This is a genomic window from Pantoea sp. NPDC088449 (assembly GCF_044753225.1).
Taxonomy (GTDB): domain Bacteria; phylum Pseudomonadota; class Gammaproteobacteria; order Enterobacterales; family Enterobacteriaceae; genus Pantoea; species Pantoea floridensis.
In genome coordinates, this window is sequence record NZ_JBIVMT010000006.1 from 14078 (window position 1) to 34178 (window position 20101).

The 20101-nt window shown below is 57.2% G+C and carries 19 protein-coding genes; 13 read left to right on the forward strand and 6 right to left on the reverse strand.

Features of this window, described 5'->3' with window-relative positions; translation table 11 throughout:
* Positions 1-272: 272 nt before the first annotated feature.
* Together yhjD and ACIP6T_RS21290 are read right to left on the reverse strand one after the other, a co-directional pair.
* Positions 273-1280: an inner membrane protein YhjD gene (gene yhjD, locus ACIP6T_RS21285; RefSeq protein WP_097095679.1), complete on the reverse strand. Its 1008-nt coding sequence runs from the start codon at positions 1278-1280 to the stop codon at positions 273-275.
* Positions 1281-1325: 45 nt separating this feature from the next.
* Positions 1326-2225 carry a LysR family transcriptional regulator gene (locus ACIP6T_RS21290; RefSeq protein WP_345827797.1) on the reverse strand — a complete coding sequence of 300 codons (900 nt, stop codon included), beginning with the start codon at positions 2223-2225 and terminating at the stop codon, positions 1326-1328.
* Positions 2226-2340: 115 nt separating this feature from the next.
* Between ACIP6T_RS21290 and ACIP6T_RS21295 the strand changes: the two genes are divergently transcribed.
* Positions 2341-3099 carry an SDR family NAD(P)-dependent oxidoreductase gene (locus ACIP6T_RS21295; protein ID WP_097095680.1) on the forward strand — a complete coding sequence of 253 codons (759 nt, stop codon included), beginning with the start codon at positions 2341-2343 and terminating at the stop codon, positions 3097-3099.
* 70 nt (positions 3100-3169) lie between these two features.
* On the opposite strand, the gene ACIP6T_RS21300 is transcribed toward ACIP6T_RS21295, so the two are convergent.
* Positions 3170-4018 (reverse strand): PhzF family phenazine biosynthesis protein, encoded by an 849-nt coding sequence (locus ACIP6T_RS21300; protein ID WP_097095681.1) that lies wholly within the window; start codon positions 4016-4018, stop codon positions 3170-3172.
* Positions 4019-4131: 113 nt separating this feature from the next.
* Here ACIP6T_RS21300 and ACIP6T_RS21305 point away from each other — a divergent pair, with 113 nt between their 5' ends.
* The gene (locus tag ACIP6T_RS21305) at positions 4132-4755 is read left to right on the forward strand and encodes a glutathione S-transferase family protein (protein ID WP_097095682.1); all 624 of its coding nucleotides are present in this window, start codon (positions 4132-4134) and stop codon (positions 4753-4755) included.
* Here the strand turns inward: ACIP6T_RS21305 and ACIP6T_RS21310 are convergent.
* On the reverse strand, positions 4722-6212 hold the full coding sequence (locus tag ACIP6T_RS21310) for a PLP-dependent aminotransferase family protein (RefSeq protein WP_097097628.1): 1491 nt from the start codon (positions 6210-6212) through the stop codon (positions 4722-4724). The two genes, ACIP6T_RS21305 and ACIP6T_RS21310, sit on opposite strands and share 34 nt — an antisense overlap.
* 136 nt (positions 6213-6348) lie before the next feature.
* Here ACIP6T_RS21310 and ACIP6T_RS21315 point away from each other — a divergent pair, with 136 nt between their 5' ends.
* Complete coding sequence (locus ACIP6T_RS21315; RefSeq protein ID WP_400458773.1) at positions 6349-6936, forward strand: LysE family translocator; 588 nt, start codon at positions 6349-6351, stop codon at positions 6934-6936.
* Positions 6937-7012: 76 nt separating this feature from the next.
* Here the strand turns inward: ACIP6T_RS21315 and mqo are convergent, their stop codons facing one another.
* Both mqo and ACIP6T_RS21325 read right to left on the reverse strand, forming a co-directional pair.
* Positions 7013-8623 (reverse strand): malate dehydrogenase (quinone), encoded by a 1611-nt coding sequence (mqo, locus tag ACIP6T_RS21320; protein ID WP_400458775.1) that lies wholly within the window; start codon positions 8621-8623, stop codon positions 7013-7015.
* Positions 8624-9156: 533 nt separating this feature from the next.
* Positions 9157-9396: a DUF1158 domain-containing protein gene (locus tag ACIP6T_RS21325; RefSeq protein ID WP_097097629.1), complete on the reverse strand. Its 240-nt coding sequence runs from the start codon at positions 9394-9396 to the stop codon at positions 9157-9159.
* Positions 9397-9680: 284 nt separating this feature from the next.
* On the opposite strand from ACIP6T_RS21325, the gene mntP reads away from it, so the two are divergent.
* The 10 genes from mntP to ACIP6T_RS21375 all read left to right on the forward strand — a co-directional run bounded on the left by mntP (position 9681) and on the right by ACIP6T_RS21375 (position 20100).
* A complete protein-coding gene (gene mntP / locus ACIP6T_RS21330) occupies positions 9681-10253 on the forward strand; it encodes a manganese efflux pump MntP (RefSeq protein WP_097095685.1) in 573 nt (190 codons plus the stop codon).
* Positions 10254-10452: 199 nt separating this feature from the next.
* Positions 10453-10530, forward strand: a complete 78-nt coding sequence (gene azuC / locus ACIP6T_RS21335; protein ID WP_141400269.1) for a stress response protein AzuC — start codon at positions 10453-10455, stop codon at positions 10528-10530.
* A 249-nt stretch (positions 10531-10779) separates the two neighbouring features.
* Complete coding sequence (gene dgcN / locus ACIP6T_RS21340) at positions 10780-11787, forward strand: N-acetyltransferase DgcN (RefSeq protein WP_345827807.1); 1008 nt, start codon at positions 10780-10782, stop codon at positions 11785-11787.
* A 1-nt stretch (position 11788) separates the two neighbouring features.
* Positions 11789-12754 (forward strand): N-acetyl-D-Glu racemase DgcA, encoded by a 966-nt coding sequence (gene dgcA / locus ACIP6T_RS21345; protein ID WP_400458778.1) that lies wholly within the window; start codon positions 11789-11791, stop codon positions 12752-12754.
* Between the two features lie 18 nt (positions 12755-12772).
* On the forward strand, positions 12773-14635 hold the full coding sequence (locus ACIP6T_RS21350) for a dipeptide ABC transporter ATP-binding protein (RefSeq protein ID WP_400458780.1): 1863 nt from the start codon (positions 12773-12775) through the stop codon (positions 14633-14635).
* Between the two features lie 21 nt (positions 14636-14656).
* Positions 14657-16198, forward strand: a complete 1542-nt coding sequence (locus tag ACIP6T_RS21355) for a glutathione ABC transporter substrate-binding protein (RefSeq protein WP_400458781.1) — start codon at positions 14657-14659, stop codon at positions 16196-16198.
* Between the two features lie 119 nt (positions 16199-16317).
* Positions 16318-17247: an ABC transporter permease subunit gene (locus tag ACIP6T_RS21360; RefSeq protein WP_345827815.1), complete on the forward strand. Its 930-nt coding sequence runs from the start codon at positions 16318-16320 to the stop codon at positions 17245-17247.
* On the forward strand, positions 17247-18131 hold the full coding sequence (locus ACIP6T_RS21365) for an ABC transporter permease subunit (protein ID WP_400458784.1): 885 nt from the start codon (positions 17247-17249) through the stop codon (positions 18129-18131). Before ACIP6T_RS21360 ends, ACIP6T_RS21365 begins: the two co-directional genes overlap by 1 nt.
* Positions 18132-18133: 2 nt before the next feature.
* Entirely contained in the window at positions 18134-19192 is a 1059-nt protein-coding gene (locus ACIP6T_RS21370) for a P1 family peptidase (protein ID WP_400458785.1), read from the forward strand.
* An 86-nt stretch (positions 19193-19278) separates the two neighbouring features.
* Positions 19279-20100 (forward strand): M55 family metallopeptidase, encoded by an 822-nt coding sequence (locus ACIP6T_RS21375; RefSeq protein ID WP_400458787.1) that lies wholly within the window; start codon positions 19279-19281, stop codon positions 20098-20100.
* Position 20101 lies beyond the last annotated feature (1 nt).

Below are 20101 nucleotides of genomic sequence, written 5' to 3' on the forward strand. Positions count from 1 at the left end.
AAATGTAGACAGAGAATCTTACGCACCTGGTTTGCGGCATTCAATGGCGAAAAACCGCGTCAGACCGGGCTTTTTCGGCGAAAAAGTGGATAATTTCTGAGTTGATGCAATCAGTGGCGGATGGGAACGGGAAGTGTCACTTTTTTGGCGTGAATCTCTGCAAAAGGGCCAAATTAAAGTGACCCTTCAGCGTTTCCTGCTGGTTTTTGCTGGAAAAGCAGCCAGCAGGAAACATTTTTAGCTAGTTGAGAAAATGTAACAAGTGAGCCAGCCTATTTTGCCTGATGCGGTTGCGGCATCTCTTTATCATCTTTGTATTTCGCCGTGGCGATCCACGCCGCGCAGAACAGCGTCAGACGTGCAAAGAAGTAGAAGAAGGCCATTAAGCCAAGCACCGAACCAAAGGCCGCGCCAGAAGGCGAGGTTGCCAGTTTTGGCAGGGTCAGCGTCATCACAAATTTAATCACCTCAAAGCCAATTGCTGCCAGCAGCGTACCGCGGAACAGCGCTTTCTTACGCGGCTTATGGCGCGGCAGAATCCAGAAGATCCACAGGAACAGCAGGTAGTTCGCGAAGATAGAGATCGATAACGCGATGATGGTCATCGCTGGTCGCAGCCACTCAATATCCTGCAATCCCAGCGCATTCACAATTGCCGCCTGCGCCGCACCCGCAATGGAGGTCAGCGACAGCGTAATCACCAGCGCAAACATCAAACCAAGCAGTGAAAGCAAATCACGCGCGTACTTTTTCCAGAACTTCTCCTGGTCATCTGGCTTACGTTCCCATACATCGCGCGACTGCGCGCGCACCGCTTCACGCAGATTGCCCATCCAGTTGATGCCGGAGTACAGCGCCAGCAGCAAACCGGTCAATCCTACCGTTGCGCGCTGCTGAATCGCGGTATTCACCGTGTTTTTCAGGGTGGTAGCCAACGTAGGATCGCTGATGCTGTTAACGATTTTGTTGATCAACTCGGTGAGCAAATCCTGATTCGACGCCAGCACAAAGCCGACAGCCGCAAAGGAGACCATCAAAATCGGTATCAGGGAGAGAAATGAGAAGTAGGTGATAGCCGCGCCAAACTGGCTGCCGAGGCGATCGTTAAAGCGTTCAAGCGCACGCAAAAAATGTGCGACCGCGGGAATCGCCTGAAACCAGGCGGCAAAGCGCGAAACGTTTTGGATCGAGCCATCTACGGTTTTATTACCGGTTTTGATATCAATCAGCGGCTTGGCTTCTGCCTCAGCCGCGCTCTCTTTAGGGGTGTTGTCCGTCATAGACGATAGTTATCCTGTTCACTGCGAAAATACAATTATAGCGTCTTATGTCACATACTCTTGTAGGACTTGGCTGAGCCACTCCATAAACACTCGCACGCGACGCGCCACGTTACGACGATGCGGATAAAGCAGCGAGATCGGCATCGGTTTCGCCGGGAAGTGATGCAGCACTTCTACCAGCTGTCCTGATTCCAGCAGCGGCTGTACGCCAATCGCCGGTACCTGAATAATGCCGAGACCGGCGAGACACGCGGCACGATAGGTCTCGGTACTGTTTACCGTCACCACGCCGCCGGTTTGAATGTAATGACACTGTTTGCCATCAAAATACTCAAAGCCCTGTGAAGGTTGCCCAAGCTGTTGGCTGTAATGCACCATCGCATGTTGCGACAAATCTTCCAGCCGCACCGGCATGCCGAAGCGGGAAAGGTAGTCGGCGCTGGCGCAGTTAATCAAGGCGTGAGTGCCAATTTTGCGCGCAATCAGGCCGGAATCTTTCAGCTCGCCCACGCGTACCACGCAGTCAAAGCCTTCACGAATCACATCCACCTGACGATCGCTGCTGCTCAGCTCAATCTCCACGCCAGGATAGTGCTGTAAAAACTCCGGCAGGCGCGGCAACACAAAGCCGGTCGCCATCGCCACCGACATATCCACGCGCAGTTTGCCGCTTAAGGTGCCGGGATCGTGCTGAAACAGGCTGTCCATGTCGTCGAGCATCGATAGTAAATCGAGGCAGCGATCGTAATAGACCAGGCCATCCTGAGTCAGATGCACGCGGCGCGTGGTGCGATGCAGCAGGCGCGTACCCATTTGATTTTCCAGCGCCTGTAGCTGGCGTGAAACGCTGCCTTTCGGTAAACCGAGACTTTCTGCCGCACGGGTAAAACTGCCCATTTCTGCCACCCGCACAAAAACCTGCATTGCGTGAATTTTATCCATGTTGTTCACCGATTGTTGTTGTTAGTGAAACAGTGCTGCGTATTCCTCTGCGTTTATAGATCAATTATTCGCGAATATCCTTATCCCGTGTTCAATTTTCCAACTGGAGCGAAACATGAGTCATAAAATTGCATTGATTACCGGCGGAAATCGCGGTTTAGGCAAAAATGGCGCGCTGAAACTGGCCGCTAAAGGCACCGATATCCTGTTTACCTATCGCAACCATGCTGAAGAAGCGCAGGCGGTAGTACAACAGATTGAAGCGCTGGGCGCGCGTGCAGTGGCGCTGCAGCTGGATGTTGGCGACACGGGACAATTTGATGGCTTTGTGGCCCAGGTAAAAGAGGCGCTGCAAAAAACCTGGCAGCGTGACAACTTTGACTATTTAGTGAACAACGCCGGCCACGGCCACTACAAGCCCTTTGCCGATACCACGGAAGATGAGTTCGACGCACTGGTGAATGTGCATTTCAAAGGGCCCTATTTCCTGACGCAGAAACTGCTGCCACTGCTGGTGGATGGTGCGCGCATCCTGAACATTTCCAGTGGCTTAACGCGTATGACGCTGCCAGGTTCTGGCACTTACGCGTCGATGAAAGGCGCGATGGAAGTATTAACCCGCTATCAGGCTAAAGAGCTGGGTGAACGCCGCATCCGCGTCAACATTCTGGCGCCAGGAGCGATAGAAACCGATTTTGGCGGTGGCCACGTACGTGATACCAAAGATCTCAACGACCACATCGCTTCGGTGACTGCGCTGGGTCGTGTGGGATTACCGGATGATATTGGTGACGCCATTAGCGCAATTCTCAGCGATGAAACCAGCTGGATCACCGCGCAGCGCATTGAAGCCTCAGGTGGCCAGGCACTGTAATCCGTAGGGTCGCCATTAATGGCGACCTCATTAAACAGCGACGCCAGCCAGGTTGCCATAAATGGCAACCTTACACCGCAATCGTCCCATCAATCACCGTCACCGTTTGGCCGCCAATCCAGATCGCTGCATCACTAAAACTCACCTGAATGCGGCCTTCACGCTGAATCACGCTGCCCTGGCGCGCCCGATAATCACGCGTTTGGCCCTGGGCGGCGAAGTAGCGTGCCAGGCACGCATTGGCGCTACCGGTAACCGGATCTTCGGTCAAACTGCCATTCTCAACCAGCAACGCGCGCACTTCGTACTGCTCGTTTTCATCCGCGGGAAGCGCGCCAAAAATCATCGTGCCGTTAACATCGGCATGCTGTTGCAGACGATGTAAATCGGCCACCGAGGGCACCACATCCAGTACCGCCTGCGCGCTGCTCAGTGGAATCAGCAGCCAGCGAATGCCCATATCGACGATGGTTGGTGCCTGGCTGAGATCAAAGGCTTCGCTGTTGAGCGCACTGCTCATCAGCGCATCGCTAAAAGGCGTTAAGGTGGCGGCGGGGGCTGCAAAGGCCAGCGCGCCGTCGTGGCTAATCTTCACCTCAACCAGGCCAACGCCGCACTCCTGCACAATCTTGCCCGGCGTTTTTAGCGGCCAACCCGCTTCGAGTAGCGCGTGCGCGGTGCCGAGCGTTGGATGACCGGCAAAGGGCAGTTCACCTTCTACGGTAAAAATGCGCACGCGGTAATCTGCCGCTTCATCTTGCGGCGGCAGCACAAAGGTGGTTTCCGACAGATTCGTCCAGCGCGCGATTGCTGCCAGCTGCGCGTCACTTAATCCCTGCGCATCCATAATCACCGCCAGCGGATTACCTTTGAACGCCGATGAGGTAAACACATCCACCTGTTTAAATGCGACCTGCATTGTCACTCCTTCCTCGTTGAGGTTGTCTGAAATCCGGATTTACATCCTGCCGATTGCGAAAGGCCAGCAACAGGGCTATGAATAGATTAAGAATTCTGCAATTGGAGACTGCAATGTTAAAAGTGCTTGGCCGTACTTCGTCTATTAACGTGCGAAAAGTTCTGTGGCTGTGCGAAGAACTGGATATCGCGTATGAATCTGAACCCTGGGGCGACGATCCGCAATCGCTGCACTCGCCCGAGTTTATGGCACTCAATCCCAATGCAATGGTCCCGGTGATTATCGAGGACGATTTCGTGCTGTGGGAATCCAACACTATTTTGCGCTATCTGGCTAATAGCAACGGCGGCGAATGGCTCTACCCAGAGAATCCGCGCGCCCGTGCGCCGGTCGATCAGTGGATGGATTGGCAAGCCACCGAGCTGAATACCTCCTGGCGCTATGCATTTATGTCACTGGTGCGCAACTCGCCAGCACATCAGGATCCCCGACTGCTGGCGGCGGCCGTCAAAGGCTGGACGCACACCATGAACATTCTCAACGCGCATTTGGAAAAAACCGGGCGCTACGTCGCAGGCCGCAATTTCTCGCTGGCAGACATTCCCGTGGGATTAGCGGTGAATCGCTGGTATGAAACACCGCTTGAGCATCCTCCCTTCCCGGCGGTACAAACGTATTACGAGCGCCTGACCGAGCGTGAGCCTTACACCACCTGGGGCCGCAACGGCAAGCCCTGATCCTGCCCCGGCGCGAGGCCTGTCATTTCGCAGGCCAGCGCGCCGGTGCGTTGCAACGCCCACGTATAACGCTCATCAAACGGATAGCAGCAGGAGAGGCGCAGCGCGTGCGTATAGCGATTGCTCAGCGAGTAGAGCGCTCCCGGCGTTACACAGATTTGCTCTTGCAGCAGACGATGAAACATCTCCACGGTATCGACTTTGCCCGGCAGTTCTACCCAAAAGACAAATCCGCCGCGCGGCAGGGTAGCGCGCGTGCCCTGTGGGAAGTGGCGCGCCAGCATCCCGCGCGCGGCATCAAGATTTGCGGCATAGCGCCGCCGCAGCGTGCGCAGATGATGATCGTAACCGCCGCTGGCAAGAAACTCGGCCAGCGTTTCGCTCAACAGGCGTGATTCTGCCATGGAGGACACTGCCTTAAGCTGGGCGATGCGTTCATGAAAGCGGCCGGCGGCCGTCCAGCCGATACGAAAATCGGGTGCCACGGTTTTGGTAAAGCTGGTGCAGTAAATCACCCAGCCGTCGCTATCAAAGGCCTTCACCGGCGGCGATAGCGGCCACTCAAATTGCAATTCGTCGTACAAGCCGTCTTCCAGCAGCGGAACGTGGTAAGTATTCACTAACTTAGCCAGGCGCTTTTTATGCTCCAGCGGCATCACATAACCCAGCGGGTTCTGCGCGCCGGGCATGGCGATCACTGCCTGAATGCGTTTCTCCTGCAGCAGCATCTCCAGTGCATCCAGCGACAAACCTTGCTGCGGATCGGTGGGGATTTCCAGCGCCTTCAGCCCCAGCGACGCCAGCAGCGGAAACAGGAAGAAATAGGTTGGCGATTCCAGACCAATGCAGTCGCCGGGCTTGGTTACTGCACGCAGCGCCAGCTGCAGCGCTTCCATGCAGCCGTGGGTGAGGGTGATCTCCTGCGGCGGCAGATTGATGCCGTTATGCAGCGCGCGGCGCGCAATCTCCTCCCGTAAGCGCTCACTACCAGGCGGAAGCGCGTAGCGCCCGATAATGTTGGGATTCTGCCGCAAAATGGAGGCGGTAATGCGTCCGATACGCGCCGCCGGATAGAAGGTGCCATCCTGCGGACAGGCGAGCGAGATATTGGTGTACTCCGGATTATTCTGCGCGGCGAACACCTGCTCAATTAGCGCCAGCTTTTGCGAGCTGGGGTCATTAATTTTTGCCGCAAGCGGTTTAACCGGACGCGTCACGGCGGGCAGCACGCCGCGCACGTAATAACCCGATTGCGGACGTGATTCGATCAGGCCGCGATCTTCCAGGATTTGCCAGGCATTTAGCACCGTATTGATACTAACCTGATGTGATTGTGCCACGCGCCGGATCGCCGGCAGGCGTTTGCCCGGCTTTAACGTGCCCTGATGAATTGACTCGGCAAAACTATCGACCAGCTGCTGATACAGCGTTTGACCGGATGAAAGAGGAAGGGACACAAAAGCCTCCGCGCGTGATGGGTACAATTCAGTTTTAAGACAACTGTATCCATTACAATAGTGGTTTTGTGTCTCTGTTTCCATCGCGCGCTCCGCATTAGCATAAATGCAACATTGGTTCATCAGGAAGCGCATCATGCTCGATCCCTCATTCTTCAGCTACGTCACCGTTATGTCGATCACGCCCGGCCCGAACAATCTGTTACTGGCGACCTCAGGCGTCAACTTTGGCTTCAGGCGCACGCTGCCGATGCTGTTTGGCATCCTGCTGGGCTGTGCGATACAGATGCTGCTGGCAAGTATGGCGCTGGATGTGTTACTGCACTGGATGGGCGCGATTCGCCTGCCGCTGACAGTGGTCGGATGCAGCTATCTGCTGTGGCTCTCATGGAAGATATTCCGCGCCGGGGCGCCGGAGTTGCGCGAACGCCCGCGCCCGATGACGCTAGTGGGCGGTATCTGTTTTCAGGCGGTGAATCCGAAAGCCTGGCTGATGGTGACGAACGTGGCGCTGATGTACGCCAACAGCAACGGCGTGCTGACCGTATTATTGGGATTTGCAGCGTTGAATCTGCCGTGCATTTTGATTTGGGCTGCATTGGGCGACCGCCTTCGCAGCCATCTGCAGGTAGCGTGGAAACGTCAGGCGTTTAACGGTTTGATGGCGTTATCGCTGGTGGCAACTACGGCGTGGATGCTGTATGACGCGGTACTGCTAAGCTAGTGATTGCGGTGCGCATGAATGCGCACCCTACAATGTAGGGTCGCCATTCATGGCGACCTGGGTTGAGACTACCTGATTACTTCCCCACCACGTGCGCCGTTTCGCGCGCTTCATCGTTGGCGGCATCCGGTGTAACAACGGGTTCGTAATCGAGTTGCAGCACGCGACTGGTGTCGGCTAGCACTTTCTCGGTTAGCGCCACATCGCCGTTCAGTTTGCGGCCCCACGATGGGATCACCATGCGGATTTTGGTCTGCCACTCCGGTGAACGCATCTGCTCCGGGAAGGCTTTCGCCATCAGCTCGAGCATAATCGGTGCGGCGGTTGATGCACCAGGCGAGGCGCCGAGCAACGCCGAAATCGAACCGTCTTCAGACGTCACCACTTCGGTGCCAAGACGCAGCACGCCGCCCTCTTTCTCGTCATTTTTAATGATCTGCACGCGCTGGCCTGCCGTCACCAAACGCCAATCTTCCTGCTGCGCCTGCGGGACGTAAGCTCGCAAGGCTTCCATACGATCGCTGTCGCTTTGCAGCACCTGATCAACCAGATATTTCACCAGGTCGAAACTCTTCAGGCCAACCTGCACCATCGGTTTCAGGTTGCTGCCATTCATCGCGCCGAACATATCCAGCAGCGAACCTTGCTTAAGGAATTTGGTGGAGAAGGTGGCGAACGGGCCAAAGAGCAGCACCTGCTTGCCATCCAGCACGCGTGTATCAACGTGCGGCACCGACATCGGCGGTGCGCCGACGCTGGCTTTGCCATACACCTTCGCCATGTGCTGTTTCACCACGTCCGGATTTTCCGTAACGAGGAAAGAGCCGCCCACCGGGAAGCCGGCGTAGCCTTTCACTTCGGGAATGCCGGATTTCTGCAGCAGCGGCAACGCCGCGCCGCCCGCACCTATAAACAGCTGGCACGTAGTCAGCACACGGTTTTCTCCGCTGGCCAGATTATGCAGGCTGACCTGCCAGCGGCCGTCGCTCAGGCGCTTAATGTCACGCACTTCCTGGCGCAGACGCAGGCGGAAATTGGCTTTCTTCTCTAAAGCAGCAATCAGCTGACGCGTCACTTCACCGAAGTTCACATCGGTGCCCATCTCGGTCCAGGTGGCGGCAACTTTCTGCTTGCTGTCACGCCCGTTCATCACCAGCGGAATCCACCGGGTGATTTGATCGCGGTCTTCTGAATAGCTCATGCCGCGGAACAGCGTACTTTTTTGCAACGCATTGAAGCGCTTGCGCAGGAATTCAACGTTATCATCGCCCCAGACGAAACTCATGTGCGGCGTACTGTGGATAAAGCTTTTAGGATTGCGCAGGTTGCCTTTCTGAACGTGATAGGCCCAGAACTGGCGCGAAATCTGGAACGATTCGTTAATCGCCACCGCTTTAGCGATGTCGATGCTGCCATCCGCCTTTTGCGGCGTATAGTTCAGCTCCGCCAGCGCGGCATGGCCGGTTCCCGCATTGTTCCAGCCATTAGAGGATTCAACGGCAACGTCATCAAGACGTTCAACCATCTCAATCGACCAGTCAGGCTCGAGATCCTGCAGCCATGTGCCCAGGGTCGCACTCATCACGCCTGCGCCAATCAGCAGTACGTCGACGTCTTTTCGGTCCTGAAGGTGTGCGCTTTCCTTGCCAGCGGCGGCGAGCGCCAGATTTACCGCAGTAGTACTCATGAGGCGACATCTCCTCTCTCTGTTGACCTGAAGCTCAACAGGTTCGCAGGCGAAATAGCCGCGCTTCTTTCGAGCGCGTGGTGCTACTTCTCAAAGGTTAAGACTCAGGTATAAGTCATAGGGACGATAACGGTTAACTGCACGTTATGCATATGCATTCGAATATAACATTCTCGTATCGGAATTAAACGTTTGTTTATTTTTTAAAGGCGGAAATGATTCAGCATAAGAATTAATCAGCTCAACCCCGCTGCCATAAGGGATTTTTATCTCTTAATCAGATGCTTATGGTAATGTGAATGTTATGGCTTTGTGAGTGTTGTTGTGGGGGAAGGAGAGGTGTAGTGACATGCATCACAATTTAAGATAATGATTTTTATCTGTTTTTGGTGGATTGATTATTTATGCGGAATTTGTGGCGCTCAATATTTAGCCAGTCTGTGTAAAAGTAATGTTACAATTTTGTGGTGATGAATTTTGGTATGAGGAGGCGACTCCAGCAGAAGAAAAATGCATCACCATGCGGAGAGCGATCAACGCGAACGACGTCGCCACAGGAAACGAATGACGAAAAACTCAATGGCACCCAGCAGCAAAAACCACAGGCTAAAAACAATCGTATACAGCTGATTAACATCCATCAGATGCAAACTTTCCTGCAGCCGTTTTGCCAGCTCAATGCCAAACGAGGGCGCGGGCAGCAGCAGAGCGGAGAGAAAGCCCAGCAGCAGAATGCCACCCGGGATAATCAGCGTTTCGAATGGGTTATTCATGGTCATCTTCCAAATCAGTTAGCGTCGGCATTAGCGCATAAAAGGGCGCTACGGTGCAATCCCCGTGCCTGATCGCGCTAAGAAATTTCTTCTATTCCATTCACTTAGCGACAAAAATAGCGGAAGTTAAGAGTTATAGCCTTTGCTATACTTAAATCCCTGATTTTACTGTCTTTTTTTTGGCGTTTTAGCGTGTTAGACTGCGCGCACTTTTTCATTACTGAACAATAAATGCGGAGAAGTAGCGGCTTTAGGGCCTGTTCCGCAGCATTGATTGAAAACCCATGACATTTATCGCAACCCTGATTCTGGCCTTTGGTATGTCGATGGACGCTTTCGCCGCAGCACTGGGCAAAGGCGCATCACTGCATCGCCCGAATTTCAAAGAAGCGCTGCGTACTGGCTTAATCTTTGGCGTGATCGAAATGCTGACGCCGCTGATTGGCTGGGCGATTGGTCTCGCGGCCAGCCGCTACGTTATGGCGTGGGATCACTGGGTAGCGTTTGGCCTGTTAACCATACTGGGCGGTCGTATGATCATGGAAGGTTTCCGTCAAACGGCCGATGAGCCTTGCGAAGCGCCGCAGCGTCACGGTTTTATGGTGCTGGCATTAACTGCCGTTGCCACCAGCCTGGATGCGCTGGCGGTCGGTGTTGGGTTGGCGTTCCTGCAGGTTAATATCATTATGACCGCCGTTACCATTGGCGCCGCGACCACCGTGATGGCGACCACCGGCGTGCTGGTAGGACGCTTTATTGGTCCGGTGATGGGCAAATGGGCTGAAGTCCTCGGTGGCGTGGTACTGATCAGTATTGGCTGCACCATTTTAAGCGAGCACATGGGCTGGTTCAGCTAAGCCCGCTGCTGCCTGGTGCGCATAAATGCGCACCCTACAACTTCAACTGCGCTTACCGTAGGGTCGCCATTCATGGCGACCACCGCAAACCCGCAATAAATCCCCATTCTGTGATCCACTTCAAAAAAAATTGCGGTAAAAACGCTCAGGCGCTATACTTTTTGCGTATTTCTTCAACAATTTTTGAACCAGGTGCCTTATGAAACGCTTTTTCCGCTACGTGTTCCGTTCTTATGTCGAAACCTTCAAACACGTACCGCCGGGCGCGCTAAATTAAGATCTCCCCAGCATACCCTCGATAATCGCGGTCAGGGATCGACCTGTGGTTATCAACTGTTTTCTTATCTCTCCAGCCGCTTTCCCTGCCATTTCTCCGCTAATAGATTGATTTATCCCTTCAGTCATCACATTTCGATCTGGCTATAGCCGCAGGTTATACCCCGCAACTAAACAAGCATTCGTCACCTTTTCTTCTGCATGAAATAGTCAGCTCAGGCCCTATAAACCGTCTGAAACGAGAAACATCATGCTGATCCCTCAACCTTATTTACTCTTCCTCGGCGACGTTACCGATCCATTGGCCGCTAAAACTGCGCGCGGCATTCAGGTATGGCGACCCGAGCAGTGCGTTGGCGAAATCAAACTGCCAGGCTGCACCGTTAGCCTTGGCCTCGAAGAACTGGATATCGCCGCCGCCAAAGCGCGCGGCGCCAAAACGCTGGTGCTTGGCACCGCCAATGCCGGTGGTTACCTGCCAACACACTGGCTCGACACGGTGAAAAGCGCCATTGCTGCCGGGATGAACGTCGCCAGCGGCTTGCACCACCGTTTAGTCGATGAACCGGAATTGGTCGCGTTAGCAGAAGCGCAAGGGGTTAAGCTGTTCGACCTGCGCCATATGCGTCCAAAACTGAACGTGGGAAGTGGTAAAAAGCGTACAGGTAAGCGAGTGCTTACTGTTGGCACCGACTGCTCGGTGGGCAAAATGTACACCTCGCTGGCGCTGGAAGCGGCGATGCGCGAACGCGGCATGAAAGCCGATTTCCGCGCTACCGGTCAGACCGGCATTTTAGTGGCAGGCGAAGGGATTGCGATTGACGCGGTGATTGCCGACTTCATCGCCGGTGCGGCCGAAGCATTGTCGCCTGCCAATGATGCCGATCACTGGGATATCGTTGAAGGCCAGGGTTCATTGTTCCATCCCTCTTACGCCGGCGTCAGTATGGGACTGATCCACGGTGCACAGCCGCATTGGCTGGTGATGTGTCACGAAATGGGCCGTCCGCATATGCGTCATCTGCCGCATCAGCCGATGGTGAGCCTGAAGGATTGTGTCGAAGCCAACCTGCGCGCGGCGCACGTCACCAGCGAGGTTGTGCAACTGGCCGGTTTTGCCATCAACACCTCGAACTACAGCGAACAGGAAGCGCGCGCCTACTGCAGCGAAATCAGCGCTGAATTCGGCGTGCCGGCCACCGATCCGGTGCGATTTGGCATGGCGGATATCGCCGCGCTGCTGCAGGAGCGTGGCTAACATGCGGCGCATGCAGATTGAAGTGCTGGAGCTGCCGCTGGCGCGTCTATTTGCCATCTCGCGCGGCACGCGTACGGCGGTCACGGTGATTCGCGTGACGCTGGAGCAGAACGGCTTCATTGGTCGGGGCGAATGTACGCCAACGCCGCGCTACGATGAAACGCCGGAAAGTGTCAACGCTGAACTGGAAACGCTGCGTACCGACATTGAAGCGGGCTTGAGCCGCCTCGATCTGCAAAGCCGTTTGTCTGCGGGTGCAGCGCGTAATGCGCTGGACTGTGCGCTGTGGCGCCTGGATGCCGCGCTGGCGAAGCACACGCTGTGGCAACAGTGCGAACGTGCTCAGCCGCCCTCGGTGATTACCGCCGAAACTCTCAGCCTCGATTCCATCGAGAACATGGCCGCCGCCGCTGCCGATGCAGTATCGCGCGGTGCCATCCTATTGAAAATCAAACTTAATCGCGACGAGATTCTTGAAAAAGTCGCGGCGATCCGTCAGGCCGCGCCGCGCGCTACCTTAATCATTGATGCCAATGAAGCCTGGTCGGGCGTCGATCTGCCCAGCCTGCTCAATGCGCTGGTTAGCTACAACATCGCGATGGTCGAGCAACCGCTGCCGGCGGGCCAGGATCAGGCGCTGCAGCGGTTTGCGCACCCGATTCCAATCTGTGCCGATGAGAGCTGCCACACGCGAGAAGACATCGCGCCGCTGCGCAATCGCTACGAGATGATCAACATCAAGCTGGATAAGTGCGGCGGGCTCACCGAAGCGCTGGCGATGGTGGAAGAGGCGCAGAAGTGCGATATGCGGCTGATGGTGGGCTGCATGCTCGGCTCATCGCTGGCGATGGAGGCGGCGCTGCCGGTGGCGATAGCCGCCGAACATGTCGATCTCGATGGCCCGATCTGGCTGGCCGCCGACAGCTCGCCGTTCCTTTCTTACGCTCAAGGCCGAATCTGGCTGTAACCCGCACGCGGAGCAACGATGACGGACACTTTACTTACCCCCTACGCCGCCAGCGTTGCCGGTTCTGAGCCGGTGCTCGCGATTCAGGATCTCAGCGTCAGTTTTCGCGGCCGCAGCGGCGAGAATCAGGCGCTGAAGGGCATCAGTTTTAACATTCATCAGGGTGAAATTGTCGCCGTGGTGGGCGAAAGCGGCTCGGGAAAATCGGTCACATCGCTGGCGGTGATGGGCTTGCTGGCCGCCGCTGGGCGCATCGATCGCGGCAGCATGCAGTTTCGCGATCGCCAGGGCAACGCCCATCAGTTGGCCAACCTTACTGAACCTCAGCGCCGCACTTTGCGTGGCCGTGAGATGGCGATGATTTTTCAGGAGCCGATGACCTCGCTCAATCCGGTATTACGCGTTGGCGATCAGCTGACGGAAGCGCTGCGTGACCACCAGATTTGCGACAAAAGCCAGGCCGAGGCGCGCGCGCGTGAGTTATTACGTCAGGTGCGTATTGCCGATGTGGATCGCGTGATGAAAAGTTATCCGCATTCGCTGTCGGGCGGCATGCGCCAGCGCGTGATGATTGCCCAGGCGCTGGCCTGCGATCCGCAGCTGCTGATTGCCGATGAGCCGACCACCGCGCTGGACGTTACGGTGCAGGCGCGCATTCTGCACATCCTGCGCGACCTGCAGCGCGAGAAGCAGATGGCGGTGCTGTTTATCACCCACGACATGGGCGTGGTGGCCGAAATCGCCGATCGCGTGGTGGTGATGCTACGTGGCGAAGTGGTTGAGCAGGGCACGGTCAGCGACATCTTCAATGCGCCGCAGCATCCTTACACCAAAGCATTACTCGCCGCAGTGCCGAAACTCGGCGATATGCGCGAACACGCGTGGCCGCAGCGCTTTCCGCTGTTGGGCAGCGAGGCCAACGATCGCAGCGAGCAGCGCACCGCGCGCTACGATGAAACGCCGCTGCTGGATGTGCGTGGTCTGAAAGTGTACTACCCGATTCGCAGCGGCATTTTCTCGGCGCTGACCCATCAGGTGCACGCAGTGGAGCAGATCGATTTCAGCCTGTGGCCGGGCGAAACCCTGGCGATTGTCGGTGAAAGCGGCTGCGGTAAATCCACCACCGGGCGTGCGCTGATGCGGCTGATTAACAGCGATGCCGACAGCATCCATTTTCAGGGCAATGAAATCGCCAACCTGAAAGAGGCACAGTTTCAACCGCTGCGCCGTGAAATTCAGATGGTATTTCAGGATCCCTACGCCTCACTTAATCCGCGTTTGACGGTTGGTTTCACCATTGCCGAGCCGCTGCTGCTGCACGGCATGGTGAAGTCGCTGGACGAGGCCTCGCCGCAGGTCGATGCGCTGCTAAAAAGCGTGGGACTGCTGCCGGAACATGCGCGGCGCTATCCGCACGAATTTTCCGGCGGCCAGCGCCAGCGTATCGCCATTGCGCGCGCTATGGCGTTGAAACCCAAGGTGATCATTGCCGATGAAGCCGTTTCGGCGTTGGACGTGTCGATTCAGGCGCAGGTGGTCAATCTGATGATGGATCTGCAACAGCAAACCGGCGTGGCGTGGATCTTTATCTCGCACGATATGGCGGTGGTAGAGCGCATCGCCAACCGCGTGGCGGTGATGTATCTCGGCCAGATTGTTGAGCTCGGACCGCGCCAGTCGGTGTTCAACCAGCCACAACATCCTTATACCCAACGTCTGCTGGCCTCGGTGCCGGTAGCCGATCCTCAGAACCGGCAACCCCGCACTTTCGAAGAGAGCGACATCCCTTCGCCGCTGCGCAAGGTGGGAGAAACGGTCATCAAACCACGTTATCGCCAGGTTGCTCCGCAACACTGGGTCGCTGACTGTGTTTCGCGCTAACCCTCAATACCAGGAGATTTCATGAACCCGATTTTCCGCCGTACGGCGCTTGCGCTGGGATTGACCCTCTCGCTGTCCGCTGCTGCTCAGGCACAGGATCTGCGCATTTCGATGTATGCCGATATCACCGGCCTCGATCCGCACGATACCTCCGACAACGTCAGCTACTCGGTGCAGAGCGGCATCTTTGAGCGCTTGTTCCAGTTCGATGCACAGATGAAGCTGCAGCCGTGGCTGGCCACCCGCTACACCAGCAACGACAGCGCCACTGAATTTACCCTGACGCTGCGTAAAGACGTCACCTTCCAGGACGGTACGCCGTTCGATGCGGAAGCGGTAAAAGCCAACCTCGATCGCCTCGCCGACCAGAAAAAAGGCCTCAAGCGCAACAGCCTGTACAAGATGATTGAGAAGGTGACAGTGCTGGCGCCGGACCAGGTAAAAATCGAGCTGAACCAATCGTTTGGTGCCTTCATCAACACGCTGGCGCATCCGTCGGCGGTGATGTGGAGCCCGGCAATCCTGAAGCAATATCCGGAAGAAGCGCAGCTGCGCCTGCATCCGGTGGGCACCGGCCCGTTCAAATTCGTCAGCTGGCAGCCGGGTAAAGCTGTCAGCTTAGCGAAGTACGACGGCTACTGGCAGAAGGGCTGGCCGAAGGTGGATAACGTGATCTTCTCGCCCAGCCCGGAAGATGCCACGCGCGTCGCGGCACTAAAATCGGGGCAGGTTGATGCGATCTGGCCGCTGCCGTCGGATCTGATCGCCACCGTGCAGAGCGACAGCAAACTGGCGATCCAGCGCGATCCGAGTATTTACCTCTACTACATGGCGATCAACACCCAGCACAAGCCGCTGAATGATGTCCGCGTGCGTCAGGCGATCAACTACGCCATCGACCGCGATCTGTGGCTGAAAGTGGCGTTTGCCGGCATGGGTAAACCGGCCAGCTCGGCGATTCCGCAAGGCGTGCAGTTCTATCAGAAGCAGAGCGCGCCGAACTATCGCTATGCGCCGGATGAGGCCAAAGCGCTGTTGAAGGAAGCGGGTTATCCGAACGGCCTCGACCTGAAACTGTGGGTCACCAACGCCACCGCCAGCGTGCGTGCCGCGCAGGTGCTGAAAGCGCAGCTGGCAACGGTGGGCATTCGCGCCACGGTCACGCCGATGGATTCTGGCACGCGCAACGCCAAACTGTGGGGCGTGAAAGACCCGAAACAGGCGGAATTTGACCTCTATTACGGTGGCTGGTCCACCTCAACCGGTGATGCCGACTGGGCACTGCGTCCACTCTATGCCACCGAATCCTGGGTGCCGACCTCTTACAACGTTTCGTACTTCAGCAATGCCGAAGCCGACAAAGCGATTGCCGGTGGCTTAGCCACCGCCGATCCGGCCAAACGTGGCGAGGCGTACGCTGAAGCGCAGAAAGTGTTGTGGAAAGAGGCACCGGTGGCTTTCCTCGGCACGCCAGACAATCTGGTTGGCAAGCGCAGCACGCTGAGCGGCGTGTCGATGCTGCCGGATGGCAACTTCCTGTTTAATCAGGCGGCGTTTAAGTAAAGCCCTCACCCTAACCCTCTCCCGCAAGCGGGAGAGGGGACGAATAACTCCCTCTCCCGCTTGCGGGAGAGGGCTGGGGTGAGGGCCAGCGAGCACCATCCCCAAAATAAAGGAACCGCATGTTCGCATACATCATTCGTCGACTGCTGGAGATGATCCCCGTACTGCTGGTGGTCTCGCTGCTGGTCTTCGGCTTCATCAAGCTGCTGCCCGGCGATCCGGCGCGCATCTACGCCGGGCCGGATGCGCCTTTAGCCGCGGTGGAAGCTGCGCGCCAGCATCTCGGACTTAACGATCCGCTACCGCAGCAATACATCAACTGGATCGGCGGCCTGCTGCGCGGCGATCTTGGCGTCACTTATCGCACCCAACAGCCGGTGCTGGAAGTGATTAAACAAGGCTTTATGCCGACGATGTGGTTGGCGCTGGCGGGTTTTGCCTGGTCGGTGATTCTGGGGTTATTCCTCGGCGTGTTTGCCGCGCTGAAACGCGGTAAATGGCAGGACTGGACGTTGATGAGCGTCGCCGTGGGCGGTATCTCGATGCCGACCTTTTGGCTGGGCCTGCTGCTGATCCAGTTCGTCGCCATGCCGTTTGGCCTGTTTTCGGTCAGCGGCTTCAATCAACCCAGCGACATCGTATTACCGGCCATCACGCTCGGATCATCGGTGGCGGCGGTGATGGCGCGCTTCACCCGCTCGGCGTTTCTCGAAGTGGCGCAGGAAGATTACGTGCGCACCGCCAAAGCCAAAGGGCTGCGTAATCGGCTGGTGACGTGGAAACACGTGATGCGCAATGCATTGATCCCGGTGATCACCATGCTCGGCTTGCAGTTTGGCTTTCTGCTCGGCGGATCGATCGTGGTCGAAAGCGTCTTCAACTGGCCGGGATTAGGCTGGCTGTTGATCGAGTCGATCAAGGCGCAGGATCAGCCGGTGATCCAGGCGTTAGTGATGCTGTTCGTGTTTGAATTTATTGTGATTAACCTGCTGGTCGATCTGCTGTATGCCGTGGTCAACCCAGCGATTCGCCTGCGACAGGAGCCGTAATGAGTCTGCAATCTCTGCCTGCCCACGCGCAGGAGGCGATCCGTTCGCCGTGGCGTGATTTCCTGCACGCGCTGGTGCGTAATCCGCTGGCGCTGGTTTCCGGCGGTTTTGTGCTGCTGCTGGTGCTGGTGGCCGTCATCGCACCGTTGCTGGCGCCCTGGGATCCAATGGCACCGGACTGGATGGCGCTGTCATCACCGCCGTCCAGCACACACTGGATGGGCACCGACGAACTTGGCCGCGACTTGTTAAGTCGCATTATCTTTGGCGCACGCATTTCGCTGTACGTTGGCGTGCTGTCGGTGACGCTCGGCATGATAGTCGGCGTACTGCTGGGCCTGCTGGCGGGCTATTATGGCCGCTGGATCGATATGCTGATTATGCGCGGCTCCGACGTGCTGTTCGCCTTTCCCGGCATGCTGCTGGCGATTGCGGTGGTAGCGATTCTCGGGCCGGGACTGAATAACGTCATCATTGCGGTGGCCATCTTCAGCGTGCCGGTGTTTGCCCGCATCGTGCGTGCTTCCACGCTGTCGTTAAAGCAAGCGGCGTATGTCGAAGCAGTGCGCTGCGCCGGCGCGCCGGATCACGTGATTCTGCTGCGCCATATTCTGCCAGGCACGCTCTCGAACGTGATTGTCTATTTCACCATGCGTATCGGTACCAGTATTCTCACTGCTGCCGGGCTGAGTTTTATCGGCCTCGGCCCTGAACCCGATGTGCCGGAGTGGGGCAATATTCTGGCGATGAGCCGCAGCATGATGATGGCTGGCTTGTGGCACGTCAGTGTGTTTCCGGGTCTGGCGATATTCATTACCGTGCTGGCGTTTAACCTGCTGGGTGACGCGCTGCGCGACACGCTCGATCCTAAACTGAAGAGCTAAGTATGGATTTTCAACAACAACAGCGCGATCTGCTGCTGCAACGCTGGCGCAGCGAGCGCCAGCTGGGACAACCGCGCAGCGTTAGCGGTGCCACTAATCGCATCAGCGATGTGCCGGGCGTGCGCGTCGGACATTACACGCTGGCGGACGGAGAGCGGCAAACCGGCGTCACCGCGATTGTGCCGCCGGGCGACAATCTGTTTACTCAGCCGCTGCCCTGTGCGGCTGCGGTGTTCAACGGTTTCGCAAAGCCGGTTGGCCTGGTGCAGGTTGAAGAGTTGGGCGTGCTGCAGACGCCGATTTTGCTCAGCAACACGCTGGCGGTGGGCACGCTATTTACCACGCTGGTGCGCGATGCCATCAGCCGCAACCACGAGTTGGGCCGCAGCTTGCCGACGGTCAATCCGCTGGCGCTGGAGTGCAACGATGGCTGGCTGAATGACATTCAGGCGCTGGCAATAACGGAAGCCATGGCGCAACAGGCACTGGATAACGCCACCGCCGATTTTGCGCGTGGCAGCGTCGGTGCCGGGCGCGGCATGAGCTGTTTTAGTTTGAAAGGCGGCATCGGCACGGCATCGCGCCTGATTCCGTCGCTCAATGCCACGCTTGGCGTGCTGGTGCTGGCGAACTTCGGCGCGTTGACCGCACTGACGCTGGATGGCGTGCGCCTTGGCGAGATGATTGCGCCGCTGCTGCCGGAACTGACGCCGCAGCGCGATGCCGGTTCCATCATCATTATTATGGCGACCGATGCGCCGCTTGATGCGCGGCAACTGAAGCGCGTCGCCAAACGCGCAGGTGCCGGTTTAGGGCGTTTGGGCAGCTATTGGGGCCACGGCTCGGGCGATATTGCTGTGGCGTTTTCCACCCAGCCCCGGCCACAACCGCCGGAAGAATCCACGCTGGAACCGCTGCTCGCCGCCGCCGCCGATGCCACCGAACACGCGGTGCTGGATGCCTTGCTGAGCGCCGAAGCCGTCACCGGTTTCCGCAGGCATTATCGTCCGTCGTTAAGCGACGTTTTGGATCGATTGGCGCTGTCGTCCCGGTCGGCATAAATGCCGACCCTACAAAAAACACCACAGGCCCGTAGGGTCGCCATTCATGGCGGCCTCTGCTAATAACCGCACGGAACCCCAACCTCATGAAAATCTTCATCTCAGCCGATATCGAAGGCATCGCGGGCGTGATGCGCCCGGAACAGTGTTCACCTGGCCACGCGGAATATCAATTGGCGCGCGGACTAATGGAACAGGAAGTGAATGCCGCCATCGACGGTGCCTTTGCCGGGGGCGCCACCGAAGTGGTGGTGGCCGACAGCCATGCGCAGATGACCAACCTGCGCGCGGAAAATATCGATCCGCGTGCGCGCATGGTGCAGGGCAAACCGCGCGGTTTATCGATGGTGGAAGGCATTGAACAGCAGCCGTTTGATGGCCTGTTCTTTATCGGCTACCACAGCGCGGCGGGCGAGCCGGGCGTGCTGGCGCACACCATCAACGGCCGCGCGTTCTGGCGTATTCACATCAACGGCAAGGTGATGGGCGAAAGCGACATTTATGCGGCCGCGGCGGCTGAACAGGGCACGCCGCTGTGGCTGGTGAGCGGTGACGATCAGCTTAAAGGCTGGATGGCGGAACACTATCCCTCGGTGGATTACGTCTGCGTGAAACGCGCCATCTCGCACACCTGCGCCGAATCCATCAGCCCGCAGGCGGCGCAAAACGCCATTCGCGCAGCGGCGACCGCCGCCGTACAGCGTAAACGGCAGGTCAGCACCACGCGCCTGAGCGCGCCTTATGAGATGCAGCTGCAGGCCAGCAAACCGGTGCTGGCGGATCTGTTCAGCCTGATTCCCGGCGTGACGCGCATTGATGCGGTGACCGTCGGCTATCGCGCGGATGAGATGAACACGCTGATCGGCCTGCTGAGCGCCTTCTCCTATCTGGCGAGCACGCAGTCATAAT